Raw genomic sequence first — 14,741 nt, forward strand, 5'->3', positions numbered from 1 at the left:
CATGAGAGAAGGAATGATAAATTGAAAAGCAAAATGAATCAGTTGTTTGAAGACCAAAAGAACGTTCATGTGCTGTATTCCTATAATGAAATGGAAAATTACATTAAACAGGTTTTAAGTTATATCCAAGATGGCGTCGCGGCGGGAGACTACGTCATTCTTATTGAAAATGACCGTATTTATCCCATTATTCACAGAGAACTGAGTACACGATTAACGAAAGAGCAAATGGAGTTCATTCACTTCGTGAACAACTTCGATTTCTATTGTTCAAGCGGTAGTTATCATCCCCCTGCAATCGAAGAATACTTTAATAAAACAGTACAGCCCTATGTGGAAAATAAAATCTCTTTCCGATCATGGGCACATGTGGAGTGGGCGACCATGGAAGAGCCACTGCACATCATAGAAGATTTTGAGAGAACAGTAGATGAGGCAGTAAATCTGCTGTCATTTCCATTAATTTGTGCGTACGAAGGTGCTAGGATGCCAGACTACCTAAAAAAGATATTGATGGAAACACACCCTTATGTTCTAACCGAGGATGATATCATCACCTCGGAACAATACTTGCCTGTGAAAAAATAGACAACATGCTTAGGAATTCTCCTAAGCGTGTTTTTTTGCCATGCATTTTATTGAGTTACCGACCACTTGTTATGAATTCCTTGTATATTTAAGCCGAAGTATTGTTAGTTTTGTGCGTTTACTCGTGAATTTCGTGCTTTTACTCGTGAGTTTCATGCTTTTACTTGCGAATTTCGTGTTTTTACTCGTGAGTTTCATGCGTTTACTCGTGAGTTTCGGTGCTTTACTCGTGAGTTCCGGTGCTTTACTCGTGAATTTCGTGCTTTTACTCGTGAATTCCGGTGCTTTACTCGTGAGTTCCGGCGTTTTACTCGTGAATTCCGGCGTTTTACTCGTGAATTCCGACGCTTTACTAGTGAGTTTTAGCGTTTTACTCGTGAATTCCACATTTCCCACCACAAAAAAAGAAGCGCCATAATGATTGATATGGCACTTCTTCTTTTGCAATTATGGCAATACCGATGCGCCCATCAAGTAGCGGTCCACTTCACGTGCTACTTCACGGCCTTCATTTATCGCCCAAACGATGAGGCTTTGGCCTCTCCTTGCATCTCCGGCAGCGAAAACGCCTTCGACATTCGTTCTGTATTCGCCATAGACGGCATCAATTTTTTGATTGACTGTTTCTACGCCAAATTGAGTTAATAGTGGCTGTTCAGTGCCTTCAAATCCGATTGCGATGAAAACGAATTGGGCAGGCCATACTTTTTCAGTTCCTGGAACTTCCCTGAAAATGTATATTCCATCTTCACCTTTGATTTTTTCCATTGAGATTGTATGCAGTTCTTTAACGTTTCCATTTTCATCGGCTACGATTTTCTTTGTTTGGATGGAATATTGACGCGGATCTGCACCAAATTTCGCTTCCGCTTCTTCATACGCATATTCTAGTGAAAATACATTCGGGTAGGCCGGCCACATATTATCAGATGTACGGGCCGTCGGAAGGATTGGATGCTTCCCGAATTGTACGACGCTCTTACATTCCTGGCGAAGGGCAGTCGCGACACAGTCCGCTCCTGTATCCCCGCCGCCGATGACGATGACATCCTTACCCTTCGTGTCTAAAAATTTGCCGTCTTCAAAATTGGAGTCCAACAGGCTTTTAGTCGAAGTGGTCAAGTAATCCATAGCTAGGTGAATGCCTGATGCCCCGCGGCCTTCAATTTCCAGGTCACGCTGCTTTTGGGCACCTGTGCATAGGATGACTGCATCATATTGATCTTGCAGTTCTTCGGCTGAAATATCTTTGCCCACTTCCGTATTGGTAATGAAATCGATGCCTTCTTGGGTCAATAATTTGATCCGGCGTGCAACGACATCTTTTTCAAGTTTCATGTTCGGGATGCCGTATGTCAACAGCCCGCCTGCACGGTCTGCGCGCTCATAAACCGTGACAGAATGACCTGCTTGATTTAACTGATCGGCACTCGCCAATCCTGCTGGGCCTGAACCGATGATGGCAATTTTCTTGCCGGTCCTGCTCTCAGGGATGCGAGGCGTGATCCAGCCATTTTCAAATCCTTTATCGATGATGGTCCGTTCAATGTTCTTGATGGTAACCGCAGGGTCGCTTATCGCTACCGTACAAGACCCTTCACATGGGGCCGGGCAAACTCGCCCGGTGAATTCAGGGAAATTATTCGTTTTCGACAAACGGTCCAATGCTTCTTTCCATCTGCCGCGGTAAACCAAATCATTCCACTCCGGGATCAGATTATGAATCGGACATCCTGTTGTGACTCGGTTCAATTCCATGCCCATATGGCAGAAAGGGGTCGCGCAGTCCATACACCGCGCTCCCTGTGTACTTAACTTTTCATCAGAGAAAGGAGCTGTATATTCTCTCCAGTCGCTTAAACGAGTGAGAGGATTCCGGTCTGTTGGCTTTTCTCGCGGATAATCCATAAATCCTGTTGCTTTTCCCATCTTTCTCTCCCCTTCCTTACTGCATCACAGCTTGTTTAGTGATTTTTTTATCTTGAACGGAATTTGCCTGAAATGCACTCATGATCGCTTCTTCATCCGACAACCCAGCGTTCTTCTGCTCATTGATGCTTTTCATCATCCGTTTGTAATCTTTCGGAATGACTTTTACGAATTTCTTAACGAAATCCTCCCAGTTCTCCAGTACATAAGAGGCTTTTGCACTCTCTGTATAATGAAGGTGGCTGTAAAGCATTTCTTTTACCTCTTTTGCATCATCCATATCCGCCAGCGTCTCGAATTCTATCATTTCACCATTGCATAATGCCTTGAATTCTTCTGCATCATCGGCAAGTACATAAGCGATGCCGCCTGACATTCCTGCCGCAAAGTTTTTGCCGACGTCGCCAAGGATGACCACACGACCGCCTGTCATATACTCACAGCCATGGTCTCCAATTCCTTCAACCACGACATTGACTCCACTGTTCCGTACGGCAAATCGTTCTCCCGCACGGCCATTAATGTAGGCCTCGCCGCTTGTTGCACCGTATAAGGCGATATTACCGGCAATTACATTGTCCCCGGCCTCAATCTGATTCCCAGAAGGTGCCGTGACAATGATCTTTCCGCCAGATAATCCTTTCCCAACATAGTCATTGACATCACCTGTCAAATACATCGACATTCCTTTTGGAATGAACGCACCGAAGCTCTGGCCCGCCGATCCCGTAAAGCGAAGTGTGATCGTATCTTCAGGCAAACCATCTTCCCCATAGCGTTTGGATACTTCACTGCCGACGATCGTTCCCACCACACGGTTCACGTTTGTAATCGGGAAGCTGACATCCACTTGGGTTTGATCATTTAAAGCAGGCTGCACCACAGGTAAAATCTCACGGATATCTAAGGATTCGTCAATTTTATGGTTTTGCGGAAGTTGATACGTACGTATCCCCTCCGGTTGGAAAAGAAGTGTCGTCAAGTCCAGATGCTTCGCTTTCCAATGGTTTTGTGCCCGCTCGCTCACTTGTAAAACATCAGTGCGGCCGACCATCTCCTCTAGTGTTCTAAAACCAAGCTCAGCCATCGTTTCCCGCACTTCCTCAGCGATGAAGCGCATGAAATTCACGACATGATCCGGATCTCCAGTGAATTTGCTGCGAAGCTCAGGGTTTTGAGTAGCTACCCCGACTGGACATGTATCCAAATGACAAGCACGCATCATGACACAGCCAAGTACCACAAGCGGTGCCGTAGCAAAGCCGAATTCTTCCGCTCCAAGGATTGCCGCCATGACAACGTCGCGTCCCGTCATTAATTTCCCGTCCGTTTCAAGGACTACACGGCTGCGCAGGCCATTCAGCATCAATGTTTGGTGTGCTTCAGCAAGGCCAAGCTCCCAAGGAAGACCCGTATGTTTAATACTTGTTTTTGGTGATGCACCCGTACCGCCATCATACCCGCTGATAACGATGACATCTGCGGCACCTTTGGCCACACCCGCTGCAATCGTGCCTACGCCTGCTTTTGACACTAGCTTGACGCTGATCCTGGCATCACGATTCGCATTCTTTAAATCATGGATCAGCTGTGCCAAATCCTCAATCGAATAGATATCATGATGCGGAGGCGGTGAAATCAGGCCGACACCTGGTGTGGAACCACGAACCTCTGCAACCCAAGGATATACTTTATTCCCCGGTAGCTGGCCGCCTTCACCCGGCTTTGCACCTTGTGCCATTTTGATTTGAAGTTCATCGGCATTGACTAGGTAATGGCTTTTCACACCAAAGCGTCCAGATGCAATTTGTTTAATCCCGCTACGGCGGTTATCACCATTTTCATCCACTTGGTAACGGCTTGGATGTTCCCCGCCTTCACCGCTATTGCTTTTTCCGCCTAAACGGTTCATCGCGATCGCCAATGTTTCATGTGCTTCCTGACTCAATGAACCGAATGACATCGCACCCGTTTTGAATCGGCTGACGATGGATTCCACGGATTCCACTTCATCTATTGAAATGCTTTGGCGCTTTTGATCGAACGAGAATAAATTCCGTAAAAATCCGAGTCTCTCTTCATTCGCCAAGTTTGAATATTGCTTAAATAAATTATAATCGCCTTTCCGGCAGGCCCATTGCAGTGTATGGATCGTTTTAGGATTGAAAGCATGATGTTCCCCTGTTTTTCTCCATTGAAAATCACTTCCGCTTTCAAGTGTTTGGTCAAGGGAATCAGCTGCAGCTTTTCTATGGCGAATCAACGCTTCATCCGCTATCGTTTCCAAATCTATCCCACTAAGCTGCGATGCCGTACCACTGAAATAGCGTTCGATTACATCAGCACCAATTCCGACTGCTTCGAAAATTTGTGCCCCACGATAACTTTGAATCGTGGAAATCCCCATTTTCGACATCACTTTTACGATACCTTCCGTCAAGGAGCTTACATATTTCCTTACCGTTTCTTCGTAGCTGATGGCTAAACTGCCTTCCAATACAGCTTGCTTATATGTTTCATAAGCAAGGTATGGGTAAATCGCATCCACTCCATACCCGATAAGGGACGCATAATGATGGACTTCCCTTGCTTCACCCGATTCAACGATAATGCTCACTTTCGTACGGTTTCCATGACGGATAAGCTCTTGATGAAGGGAGCTCGCAGCCAACAAGGAAGGAATCGCAGCCTTTTCTTTGCTCATATCCTTATCAGATAATATCAAAAGGCTGACACCATCAGCGATCGCTTGTTCCGCTTCACGGCAGATGCGATCGAGTTCACTCTCTAAATCTTCTGAAAATAAAGTGTGTATGACTTTGCTTTTGAATTCCGGATAGGCATTTTCCTTCAACTGCTGCATTTGACCTGGCGTCAAAACAGGTGAATCCAATTGAATGCGGCGGCTGTTCGTTTCATCCGGTTTCAGCAAATCTCCTTCCGCACCCAGAAATGTCATCGTTGACGTGACGATCTGTTCACGAAGCGAATCGATTGGCGGGTTGGTTACTTGTGCAAAGGATTGTTTGAAATAGTTGAATAGCGACTGCGGACGATCTGATAAGACCGCTAACGGAATGTCATTCCCCATGCTGCCCAGCGGGTCTTTGCCTTCGGTAATGACCGGCAGTAAATATTTTTGGACATCTTCATATGTGTATCCGAACGCTTTTTGCCTGAATAACAAATCACTCAATGGCTTCCCTTCGGTCACTGGTTCTTCGTCACTTAATTGAACAAGCTGTTCGTCCAGCCATTGCTGGTATGGATTTTCCTGAGCCATTTCCGTCTTGATTTCTTCATCGGAAACAATACGGCCTTCCTCTAAATCTATTAAAAGCATTCTGCCTGGGCTTAAACGATCTTTATATAATACATTCTCCGGCTCCACATCGATCACGCCGACTTCGGAGGAGAAAATGATGTAGTCATCTTTTGTCACATAATACCTTGCAGGCCTTAAACCATTTCGATCCAGGATTGCCCCGATTTGCTTGCCATTCGTAAAGGATATGGCCGTCGGACCATCCCATGGCTCCATGAGCATGCTATGATATTCGTAAAATGCCTTCTTTTCCTTCGTCATATGCGGATTTTCCGTCCATGGTTCAGGAATGAGCATCATGGCCGCATGTGCCGGTTTACGCCCGGCTAGGACGAAGAATTCAAGTGCATTATCAAGAATCGAGGAATCACTGCCGTCTATATCCAAAATGGGCAGTACCTTTTGCAGGTCATCTCCGAATGCTTCTGAAACAAACTGCTGCTCACGCGCTTTCATCCAATTCACATTGCCTCTAAGCGTATTGATTTCGCCATTATGAATCAGGTAACGGTTTGGATGTGCCCGTTCCCAACTAGGAAAAGTATTCGTGCTGAAGCGGGAATGCACTAAAGCGAAAGCCGAAACGAAATCCTCCTGTTGAAGGTCAAGATAAAATGCATCCACCTGCTCAGGTGTCAACAAACCTTTGTAAACGATCGTAGTACTTGAAAGGCTGGCAAAATAAAAACGATTCCCACGTTCACGAGCCCAGTTTTCAGCTTGTTTTCTAATAATGAACAATTTACGTTCAAAAGCTAAATCATCGGTTATTCCTTCACTGGCACCGATGAATACTTGGCGGATCGTCGGACATGTCTCCTTACCGACCTCCCCGATTTTCGCTGCATCAACAGGGACCGTTCTCCAGCCTAATAGCGTTTGGCCCTCTTGTTCGATAAATGCATTCAAACGAGCTTCAATTTCATTCCGTTCATCCTCATTGTTAGAGAAAAAAAGCATGCCTACACCGTAGCGCCCTTTTGCTGGCAAATTCATCTCCGGGCATGCCAGCCTGAAATATTTATCGGGAATCTGCACCATTAATCCTGCGCCATCTCCTGTAAGGGGATCGCTGCCTTGTCCGCCGCGATGATCTAATTGGCACAGCATCTTCAGTCCTTGTTTGACGATGTCATGTGTAGCAAGCCCTTTTAAATGAGCGTATAAACCGATCCCACATGCATCATGTTCAAATTCAGGATGGTAGAGCCCTTGTGCTTTTGGTATTTGATTGTATGTCATATTAATCGCCCCCATCGTATTCTTACACCGTTATATCACTTACATTTATTCTAGGTTTTCAAATCGATATAAACAATATATAATTCTAATAGAATCTATCTCAATTTGAGATGAATGGTTGGAGGATGAATAAATGGAACTACGGCAATTACGTTATTTTGTTGAAGTCGCCGAGAGAGAACACGTCTCTGAAGCCGCAGAGCACCTGCATATCGCACAATCAGCAATCAGCCGGCAAATTTCCAGATTGGAAGATGAGCTTGGCGTCCTTTTATTTGAAAAAATCGGCCGAAATATTCAGTTAACCCCTATCGGAAAAATATTCCTTATCCATGCAAAAACGGCGATACATGCGATAGAATATGCCAAATATCAAATTGAGGAGTTTTTGGACCCTGAACACGGAACCATTAAGATTGGGTTCCCGACTAGCCTTTCCACCCATTTACTGCCTACCGTTATTTCTGCTTTTAAAGATGAGCAGCCGAATATCGGGTTCCACTTAAGACAGGGATCTTATTCCTCTTTAAAGGAAGCCATCAAAAATCGCGAAATCGGATTAGCCTTCCTTGGACCAATCCCGACAAACGATCCAGATATCGAAGGTCATATCCTGTTCACGGAAAACATTTCCGCTTTACTGCCCATAACTCACCCATTAGCGGAAAGGAAGAGTTTGCGACTAAATGACTTACGAAATGATCCATTCGTCTTGTTTCCGAAAGGATACATCCTTCACACTATCGCTATCGAAGCGTGCAAAGCAGCTGGTTTCGCACCGAACATCACCTCGGAAGGTGAAGACATGGATTCCATTAAAGGTCTCGTATCAGCCGGAATCGGAGTCAGTCTGCTCCCTGAAAGTACGTTTTATGAAGTCACTCCAAGACTTACCGTCAAAATCCCGATCGATACACCCGAAGTCAAACGGACTGTTGGCATCATCACTCCAAAACACAGGGAATTGGCTCCATCGGAAAAGGTGTTTTATGAATTTGCCAAAAAGTTTTTCTCTGTTCTCGAGCAATATCAATAAAATATGGCGATCCTTCTAAACTGTGAATGTGAACGAAGATGGGACAGCCTTTTCCATAAATGATTTCACTAGACAACTTACAAATAGCCCACTGTTCGAATAACGTATCAAGATTATTCGTTCAGGAGGAACTTAAATGACACCCACCCATTCACATCTTGCATGGCATGAAACACTCGAGCTTCATGAATTGGTCGCCGCCCAGTCCAATGCCCTTATGAAATTTAAAAAAGCTTTTCCAAAAATAAAAGACCCCATTTTAAAAACGATATATAAGCAAACGATTGATACCCTTACCCAAAACATCATGGAGCTGCTGCAATTTTACCCATTGGCGCCTAAGACGGGCCGGGATGACGATGTATTAAGGGATGACGCTTCGGCCGCTGCTGCCGGGGAATTGCTGGGCTTTGCCAAATCATCCATCAAAAGTTATGCACTTGCCATTACTGAAACAGCCACCCCTTCTCTTCGAAAAGTATTTAAGAAACATTTAAATGGAGCCATCGATACCCATGCCAAGATTTTCAACTACCTTTATGAAAGAAACCTCTATCCTGCATACGACTTGAACCAACTGCTTCAAAATGACGTCGATGTTGCCAATAAGGCTCTTTCCCAGCCATTCTAAATGCAAAAAAGGTAAGCATACCGATTGCTTGCCTTTTTGCCGCGTTCCGATTCCGGTTTTCATTATAATGTTATAATATATAAGAATTGGTTTTAATTAGGTTGAAAGTATTAAAGAGGTGAAAATCATGAAAAAGATCTTTTTATCCATCAGCATATCCCTACTATCATTTTCTTTAGTCGCCTGTAAGGCTGATGGGCCAAAATCCGAGAATATCCTTTCAGTTCCTGAGTTGACCGCTAGGGAAAAAGCAATCCTGGAGAGTTCAAGTGAACATTCCTTCCTTATCGATTTCAAAGTTGATGATACATACAAGGAGATATCCGTCTGGGTCGAGAAATATGAATTTGGTAAACTAGTTGAGGATGAAAAAGGCCGCATGACAACTGGGGTTGAAAAGAATGGGACGATTATCTTCACCACATCCAAAACGGATGATGACCAAGATCAATCGATGTTCAATATCAGCATTCAAAACGATGACGGTTTGGTTTCAGCTACTTATCCTGAGAGCATTGATAGAAAGGATTCCAGCGTATGGGGCAGTCCTGATAATATCAATATTAACAGCACAACAAAGCTTGCATTGGCGAGTATATGCTACTCAAGCGGAAATGGAGGCATACGTTCACTTTCCACTGATTTTTATGGTGATATGGATGCCCATATGGACGAGTTGAAGGAATACGATGTTGTCTACCTCCTCAGAAGTGAATTCACTAAATGAGCTGACAAATGCAGGGGCAAGTTGAATCGAACTTGCACCTGCAAAGTTTTTTATAGCACGCTAATACTACAAAACTCTATGGTTTCAAGAAAATAAATGAGACATTTGAAGATTCAAAAAAGGGTTGGCGATCAAATTGATGAAGTGAAAAAGCCCAAGCAAATGCTGATCTTGCTCATTCGATATATGAGCAAGTCCAAATAATGGGTATGGGAAAATTTTAATGAGTAAATTTTTCTACATTTTAAAAAGGGGTTGAAGGAAGAGGCATTTGGGTGTAATCTTTTAAAATAAAAAAAAACGGAAAGAAGATATTAAATTGAAGAAAATCATCCTCCTCTTTGCAGCAGTAGTCATTGCGAGCTCTCTCGGACATCAAATAACCGGCGGATATAATGACCCTCGAAAATCCCGCCCTAGGTATATACATTTGAAATAAGGAATCCTGCAAGATGACAGATTACGGATCAATGTTCCAACATTCCCCTAGTTTATCGTAAGTACACTAGACTTTTTTACCGAGATTAAAATAAGCTAATGAGAGTCCGCCAAGAGCGTACAAGTTCTTATTGTTCTAATATAAATTTTGTGAATTTATTTAAAGTCCTTCACTTCTAAATTAATACCATCTACTTTATCTTTATAGATAAAGAATGAAATTAATATATGGTTATCCTGATCAATATATTCAATTAATTTGTCAGTTTGATCACTGGAGCGCTCTATATAGTTTCCCCCATAGATTTTAATTAAGTCTTTTTCAGATGTACCTATGGAAACATTCTTAGAAGTCTTGGAGCTAGAATCAAAAGTTTCAATTCTATATATCCTGTTATTTTTTTTACCCTTATGTACAGTAATTCGTTTATTTAGATTTTTATCGATGTTATACATTTTATAACCCGGATGGCTAACATCTTTAGCGAGAGAAAAAAAGTGGTTCTTTCGATACTTTTCCATACTGTCCAATAAATATATATGATCTATATTTTCTTTTGATAGATCTGTCGTTTTTGTTTTATATTCATAAAACTTATACCCTACAAAAAAACTTATTACTGCTAAAATGATTATAGTAAATAACAAAAAATTGTTTGCTTTTTTTATTTTTTCCAATTATAAATACTCCTAAAAATTAATGGCTCTATTAAATGATAGTGTTGATTTTACCAAAACGATAAGGGGCCCAATATGGGGTCTTTAAAATTATATATCATTCCTGTCTTAAAATCTTATGAAACATCCTTGGCTTATGTTTACAAAAACCATTTATTAGTTCTTTTCCAAATATAGTTATACTTTTTTCCCATGGATGCCCTAAAAAGCCCCACTTAAAATCCTTCTGAATAAAGAAATAGTAATCGCCATTCGGAAAGATTGGTATTATCCATTCACCGAATTCATCTCTTTCAAACTTTACGTTTGGATTTACCCAATAACATTCGTGCTGCCAATCGAGTGCCAGTATATATTCGTTAAATGATGTGTTCTCTTTAAATACAAGTAATGCCTTTTCTTCGAGGTCATCATAAGCATCCAAATCCACTGACTCTCCGAAGTAATCAGAAACATCATATGTTATAAAAGGATACGGCACTTTAAAGGAAGGAAATTCAGAAATACTTGGCTCAAATTTAAAATCTCTATATATCCTTTCCCAAATTTGGTCGTACTCTTTGTCCGAAAAAGGAACCCAGTTCTTCATTAAATAACCACCTTTAAATTGCAGTTGCTAGGATCTCAAACTATTAAATTTCCTAAAATTTCTCATTATTTCTCTCCAATACCAGATCGCCCTCATTTGATATAAAACCATCTTTATCCATTTTCTTAATATATACGTTATAGCCCTTTTTCAGTTCGATCTCGATTGGTTTTTTCACTTTTTCGTCAATTTCCCATTGAATCGTTTGCAAGCTTTCGGTTTGCGTTTCATCTTTTATATCGACAAACACTCGGATTTTATCGGTTGTCCTTGTTAGTACATAATTCCCCGCTGGTATCTCTGTACCGACCACATAATGACCAGGATTTTTCATGATGATTTTTTGATTTTTTTTCCCTGCTTTTTTAAATTCAGAAGGCTTGAATTCGATCTTCCCTTTAATCGAGAATTTCACATTCATATGAAAGGGCTCTGCATGCAGTACAGCATTTTTGTGCATTTTATTGCTACCAACTTCCGCTTCATTATCGAGAGCTTTGATATCATAATAGCCCTGATCGATGTCTTTCCCGACCATGATGTTTTGTGATTCCAACACCTTATAGGAAGCAGCATTATTTTCGGTATTTCTATTAGCGGCACTCATCGCTGAAGAAACAAAGTACACTTTATAAATAAGAAATCCGCCTACTAATAATAGTAAAGTTATCGCGGCTATGGTTTTATTTAGAGTCAAGGACGATTCCTCCATTATCCATCTTTACATATTCATCGGCTAATGCCTCCAGGTCCTGTTTATGATGGCTTGTCAACAGAATGAGTGCACCGCGCTCTTTTTCTTCCTTCAAGATCTGATAAACTAGCGTAACACCTTCTTCATCGATGGCATTGGTCGGTTCATCCAATAATAAAATGTCCGGTTTTTCAAATATCGCTTGGGCGACGCTTAGACGCTGCTTCATTCCTAACGAAAATTTTCCAACCTTCATTTTTGATTCCGGATCAAGGCCGACTCTTTTTATATTCGCTTTAATATCTTCATCAGTGGCGATGTTCCTGATTTTTGCTAATATTTCCAGATTTGTATAAGCGTCATATTGGTGCAGCAGCGAAGTGTTTTCAATAATGACACTACTATTAGCAGGAAAGGAAATATCTTTATGAAGAATTTTTTCGTCTATGGCAATTTCTCCTGAGCTTGGCATGATTAATCCTGCAATCGCTCTAAGCAGCATCGTTTTACCGGAGCCATTCCTTCCATACAAACCATAAATTTTCCCGCTGTTAAACTCATAATTGATATCATGCAAAAGTGTCTTCTTCTTCATCTTTTTATGTAAAGAGCTAATTCGTATTTTTGTCATTGTGCACCTCGTTAAATTAAATCGATTTTCTTTAATCGTCTATAGGTTAAAACAGTTAAAATGATCGTCATTACGGTTAAAACGATATAAGCATTTACTGTTGATATTCCGCCAGTTTCAAGTACATCACTTCTTACATACATGCCGAAATTGGGAAGCAAAAAATATAAAATCCACGTCAGCTTTTGTGTAGATAATAGAACTCCGCCTACTGTAACCGAAAAAAGCACATAAACATTTATCAGCAATAAAGATACTTCCTCCGTAAAATGAAGTTCGAGTGCCATTTGAATGAAAATCAGGACAATATTGGACATCATATAAAGACCCGCTATACAAATCAATGATTGAAAATCATCATAAAAAAAAACCTGATCCTCCTTATTTATAAAAGCGAATATGATCGAGAAAAGAAGTTGAATTAACGATAATCCAGATATAAGGATCATTAAGTTCCCGATTCTTCTAAGCCCAAGTTTCACCCTGCTTTTTTCCCTGATCATGAGGTAGACCCCATAACCGGAAATATATTGCCGCAAATAACCTAACGACAAAAAACTCAATCCAGAAAAAAACATATACCATGTTCCCAATACAACAAACTTATTACTGATCGGAACTCCGCTAACGATCATATATCCCGTAAGATCGGTTTTAGAGCCATCGAAATAATCAAATAGTAAAATTTGCAACAAAATGACGATCAACATCGTTAAGAAGATTCGTTTAGTCATCAGAAAAACCAAAAATGAAATCTTTTTTCTCGATCGCAAATAGCCCAAGTAAAACCATCACGAGAGATAGAAATAATTCTTTTCCAATCATGATTAGCGAATAATATCCTGTAATTCCGCTGCTTAATAAAGGATCGATAACATTTGCGGAGCTGGCAGGACCCCAATCAATATTCAGCTGACTCTTCATCACATATAATAGAAAACAGATACAAAAGGTTGCTGCCGTCGCTATGATTGAATTGGAATAATCAAAAATGAAATAATAAAGCAGGCCAATCGAGAAATATATACACGTCAATAGGGCTAAATTAAGAAGAGATAAGTTCCAATATTTTGATGATATAAAGTGAAATCTATCGAATATGAAAACAGCTGCGAAATTAATCAAGAAAATGATGAACGCAAAGATAAACGAACTTATAAAAACTTGGATGGTCCGTCTCCGATACATGTCGATTCTTGATTGTAAGCGAACGATAATGTGTGGATGCTCATCTTCAATAAAAAAACGATAAAATAGTAACAAAGGAACAATATATGTGATCAATAAATTTTTAACCGAGAGATAGCCATCTACACTCGCACTTACATCAATGATCAAAAGATACGCTGGGTCTAGCTGCTTTATTTTTAAATAATGAATATTATAGGTCATCCATAAACATCCAAATAACAGAACAAGCAGCAGTGATACATATACTTTTTTTTGATTAGACTTCATCACTTTTCACCTTATACATGAACCCGATAATGATGATCGCTAAAAAAAGAATGGTAGATTTAAAGAAAATCAAAATGAAAGCTTCTAAGGTCACTTCGTTAAAAGGTTGAAAAATTAGGGCCACTGAATAATTCAACCCTAAAATTTGTGAAAACCAAATAACAAAGCTTAACGGATACGTATACTTTATATCCGGAAAACACCAACTAAGGACGGTAGCCATGCCTGCGCATAAACTAGTGAAAAATCCAAAAATGATGATATAAAACACATTGCTAACAAAAGGCATTTTGTTGGCGAGTGTATATAAAGGATTTTCCGGCGATAAATCTGGTGATAAACCCATATCAAATTCACCATTCATGAATACCAAATATGCAATAATCATGTTTAATAGCAAGCAACCAACCATGACTAAAAAGGAAAATGACATATTTCCGAATAGCATGGTTTTATAATAATTATATCTCCCTTTTTTGGTCGCTACGATATATCGGTAGCCTGTTTTATAGTCTTGGATATAGCTGTCGGCACACAAGATTAATAGAAAAATAGGCAAAAACCAAATAAGTAGTATTTGCATCATATGACCTAATGAACTTCCCGCTAAAAAAGTGGCTAGATGGGGCATGATCCATGACTCTAAAACATTGCCGATCAAAATAAAAATATCAATAATAACAATCGCCACAATACATAACACGATGAACTTTGTTTTTTTATTATTTGTTAATCGATAATAATAACTATTCATTTTGTCTCCCTTTAGAAAGCC

At 40.7% G+C, this 14,741-nt stretch carries 14 protein-coding genes; 5 read left to right on the plus strand and 9 right to left on the minus strand.

What is annotated here, in order from left to right:
* Window positions 1-21: 21 nt before the first annotated feature.
* Window positions 22-588 (plus strand): MEDS domain-containing protein, encoded by a 567-nt coding sequence (locus QUF78_RS24095; protein WP_289326684.1) that lies wholly within the window; start codon window positions 22-24, stop codon window positions 586-588.
* Window positions 589-628: 40 nt separating this feature from the next.
* Window positions 629-1,006, plus strand: a complete 378-nt coding sequence (locus tag QUF78_RS24100) for a hypothetical protein (RefSeq protein WP_289326685.1) — start codon at window positions 629-631, stop codon at window positions 1,004-1,006.
* A gap of 29 nt (window positions 1,007-1,035) precedes the next feature.
* On the opposite strand, the gene gltD is transcribed toward QUF78_RS24100, so the two are convergent.
* Together gltD and gltB are read right to left on the minus strand one after the other, a co-directional pair.
* Window positions 1,036-2,517: a glutamate synthase small subunit gene (gene gltD, locus QUF78_RS24105; protein ID WP_289314680.1), complete on the minus strand. Its 1,482-nt coding sequence runs from the start codon at window positions 2,515-2,517 to the stop codon at window positions 1,036-1,038.
* 16 nt (window positions 2,518-2,533) lie between these two features.
* Window positions 2,534-7,084, minus strand: a complete 4,551-nt coding sequence (gene gltB / locus QUF78_RS24110; protein ID WP_289326686.1) for a glutamate synthase large subunit — start codon at window positions 7,082-7,084, stop codon at window positions 2,534-2,536.
* Window positions 7,085-7,217: 133 nt separating this feature from the next.
* On the opposite strand from gltB, the gene gltC reads away from it, so the two are divergent.
* From gltC to QUF78_RS24125, 3 genes are all read left to right on the plus strand, one after another.
* Entirely contained in the window at window positions 7,218-8,120 is a 903-nt protein-coding gene (gltC, locus tag QUF78_RS24115) for a glutamate biosynthesis transcriptional regulator GltC (protein ID WP_289326687.1), read from the plus strand.
* A gap of 136 nt (window positions 8,121-8,256) precedes the next feature.
* Complete coding sequence (locus QUF78_RS24120) at window positions 8,257-8,751, plus strand: spore coat protein (RefSeq protein WP_289326688.1); 495 nt, start codon at window positions 8,257-8,259, stop codon at window positions 8,749-8,751.
* A 127-nt stretch (window positions 8,752-8,878) separates the two neighbouring features.
* Window positions 8,879-9,478 (plus strand): hypothetical protein, encoded by a 600-nt coding sequence (locus QUF78_RS24125; protein ID WP_289326689.1) that lies wholly within the window; start codon window positions 8,879-8,881, stop codon window positions 9,476-9,478.
* A gap of 594 nt (window positions 9,479-10,072) precedes the next feature.
* Here the strand turns inward: QUF78_RS24125 and QUF78_RS24130 are convergent.
* From QUF78_RS24130 to QUF78_RS24160, 7 genes are all read right to left on the minus strand, one after another.
* Window positions 10,073-10,594, minus strand: coding sequence for a hypothetical protein (locus QUF78_RS24130; protein ID WP_289326690.1), 522 nt, complete (start codon window positions 10,592-10,594; stop codon window positions 10,073-10,075).
* 97 nt (window positions 10,595-10,691) lie between these two features.
* Window positions 10,692-11,183 (minus strand): DUF2716 domain-containing protein, encoded by a 492-nt coding sequence (locus tag QUF78_RS24135; RefSeq protein WP_289326691.1) that lies wholly within the window; start codon window positions 11,181-11,183, stop codon window positions 10,692-10,694.
* Window positions 11,184-11,235: 52 nt separating this feature from the next.
* On the minus strand, window positions 11,236-11,880 hold the full coding sequence (locus tag QUF78_RS24140; RefSeq protein WP_289326692.1) for a hypothetical protein: 645 nt from the start codon (window positions 11,878-11,880) through the stop codon (window positions 11,236-11,238).
* Window positions 11,867-12,508, minus strand: coding sequence for an ATP-binding cassette domain-containing protein (locus QUF78_RS24145; RefSeq protein ID WP_289326693.1), 642 nt, complete (start codon window positions 12,506-12,508; stop codon window positions 11,867-11,869). Before QUF78_RS24145 ends, QUF78_RS24140 begins: the two co-directional genes overlap by 14 nt.
* Window positions 12,509-12,519: 11 nt before the next feature.
* The gene (locus QUF78_RS24150) at window positions 12,520-13,242 is read right to left on the minus strand and encodes a DUF2705 family protein (RefSeq protein ID WP_289326694.1); all 723 of its coding nucleotides are present in this window, start codon (window positions 13,240-13,242) and stop codon (window positions 12,520-12,522) included.
* Complete coding sequence (locus QUF78_RS24155) at window positions 13,235-13,966, minus strand: WxPxxD family membrane protein (protein ID WP_289326695.1); 732 nt, start codon at window positions 13,964-13,966, stop codon at window positions 13,235-13,237. The genes QUF78_RS24150 and QUF78_RS24155 overlap by 8 nt, the downstream gene beginning before the upstream one ends.
* A complete protein-coding gene (locus QUF78_RS24160) occupies window positions 13,956-14,720 on the minus strand; it encodes a DUF2705 family protein (protein WP_289326696.1) in 765 nt (254 codons plus the stop codon). Before QUF78_RS24160 ends, QUF78_RS24155 begins: the two co-directional genes overlap by 11 nt.
* Between the last annotated feature and the right edge of the window lie 21 nt (window positions 14,721-14,741).

The sequence above is a fragment of the Peribacillus sp. ACCC06369 genome, from assembly GCF_030348945.1.
Taxonomy (GTDB): domain Bacteria; phylum Bacillota; class Bacilli; order Bacillales; family DSM-1321; genus Peribacillus.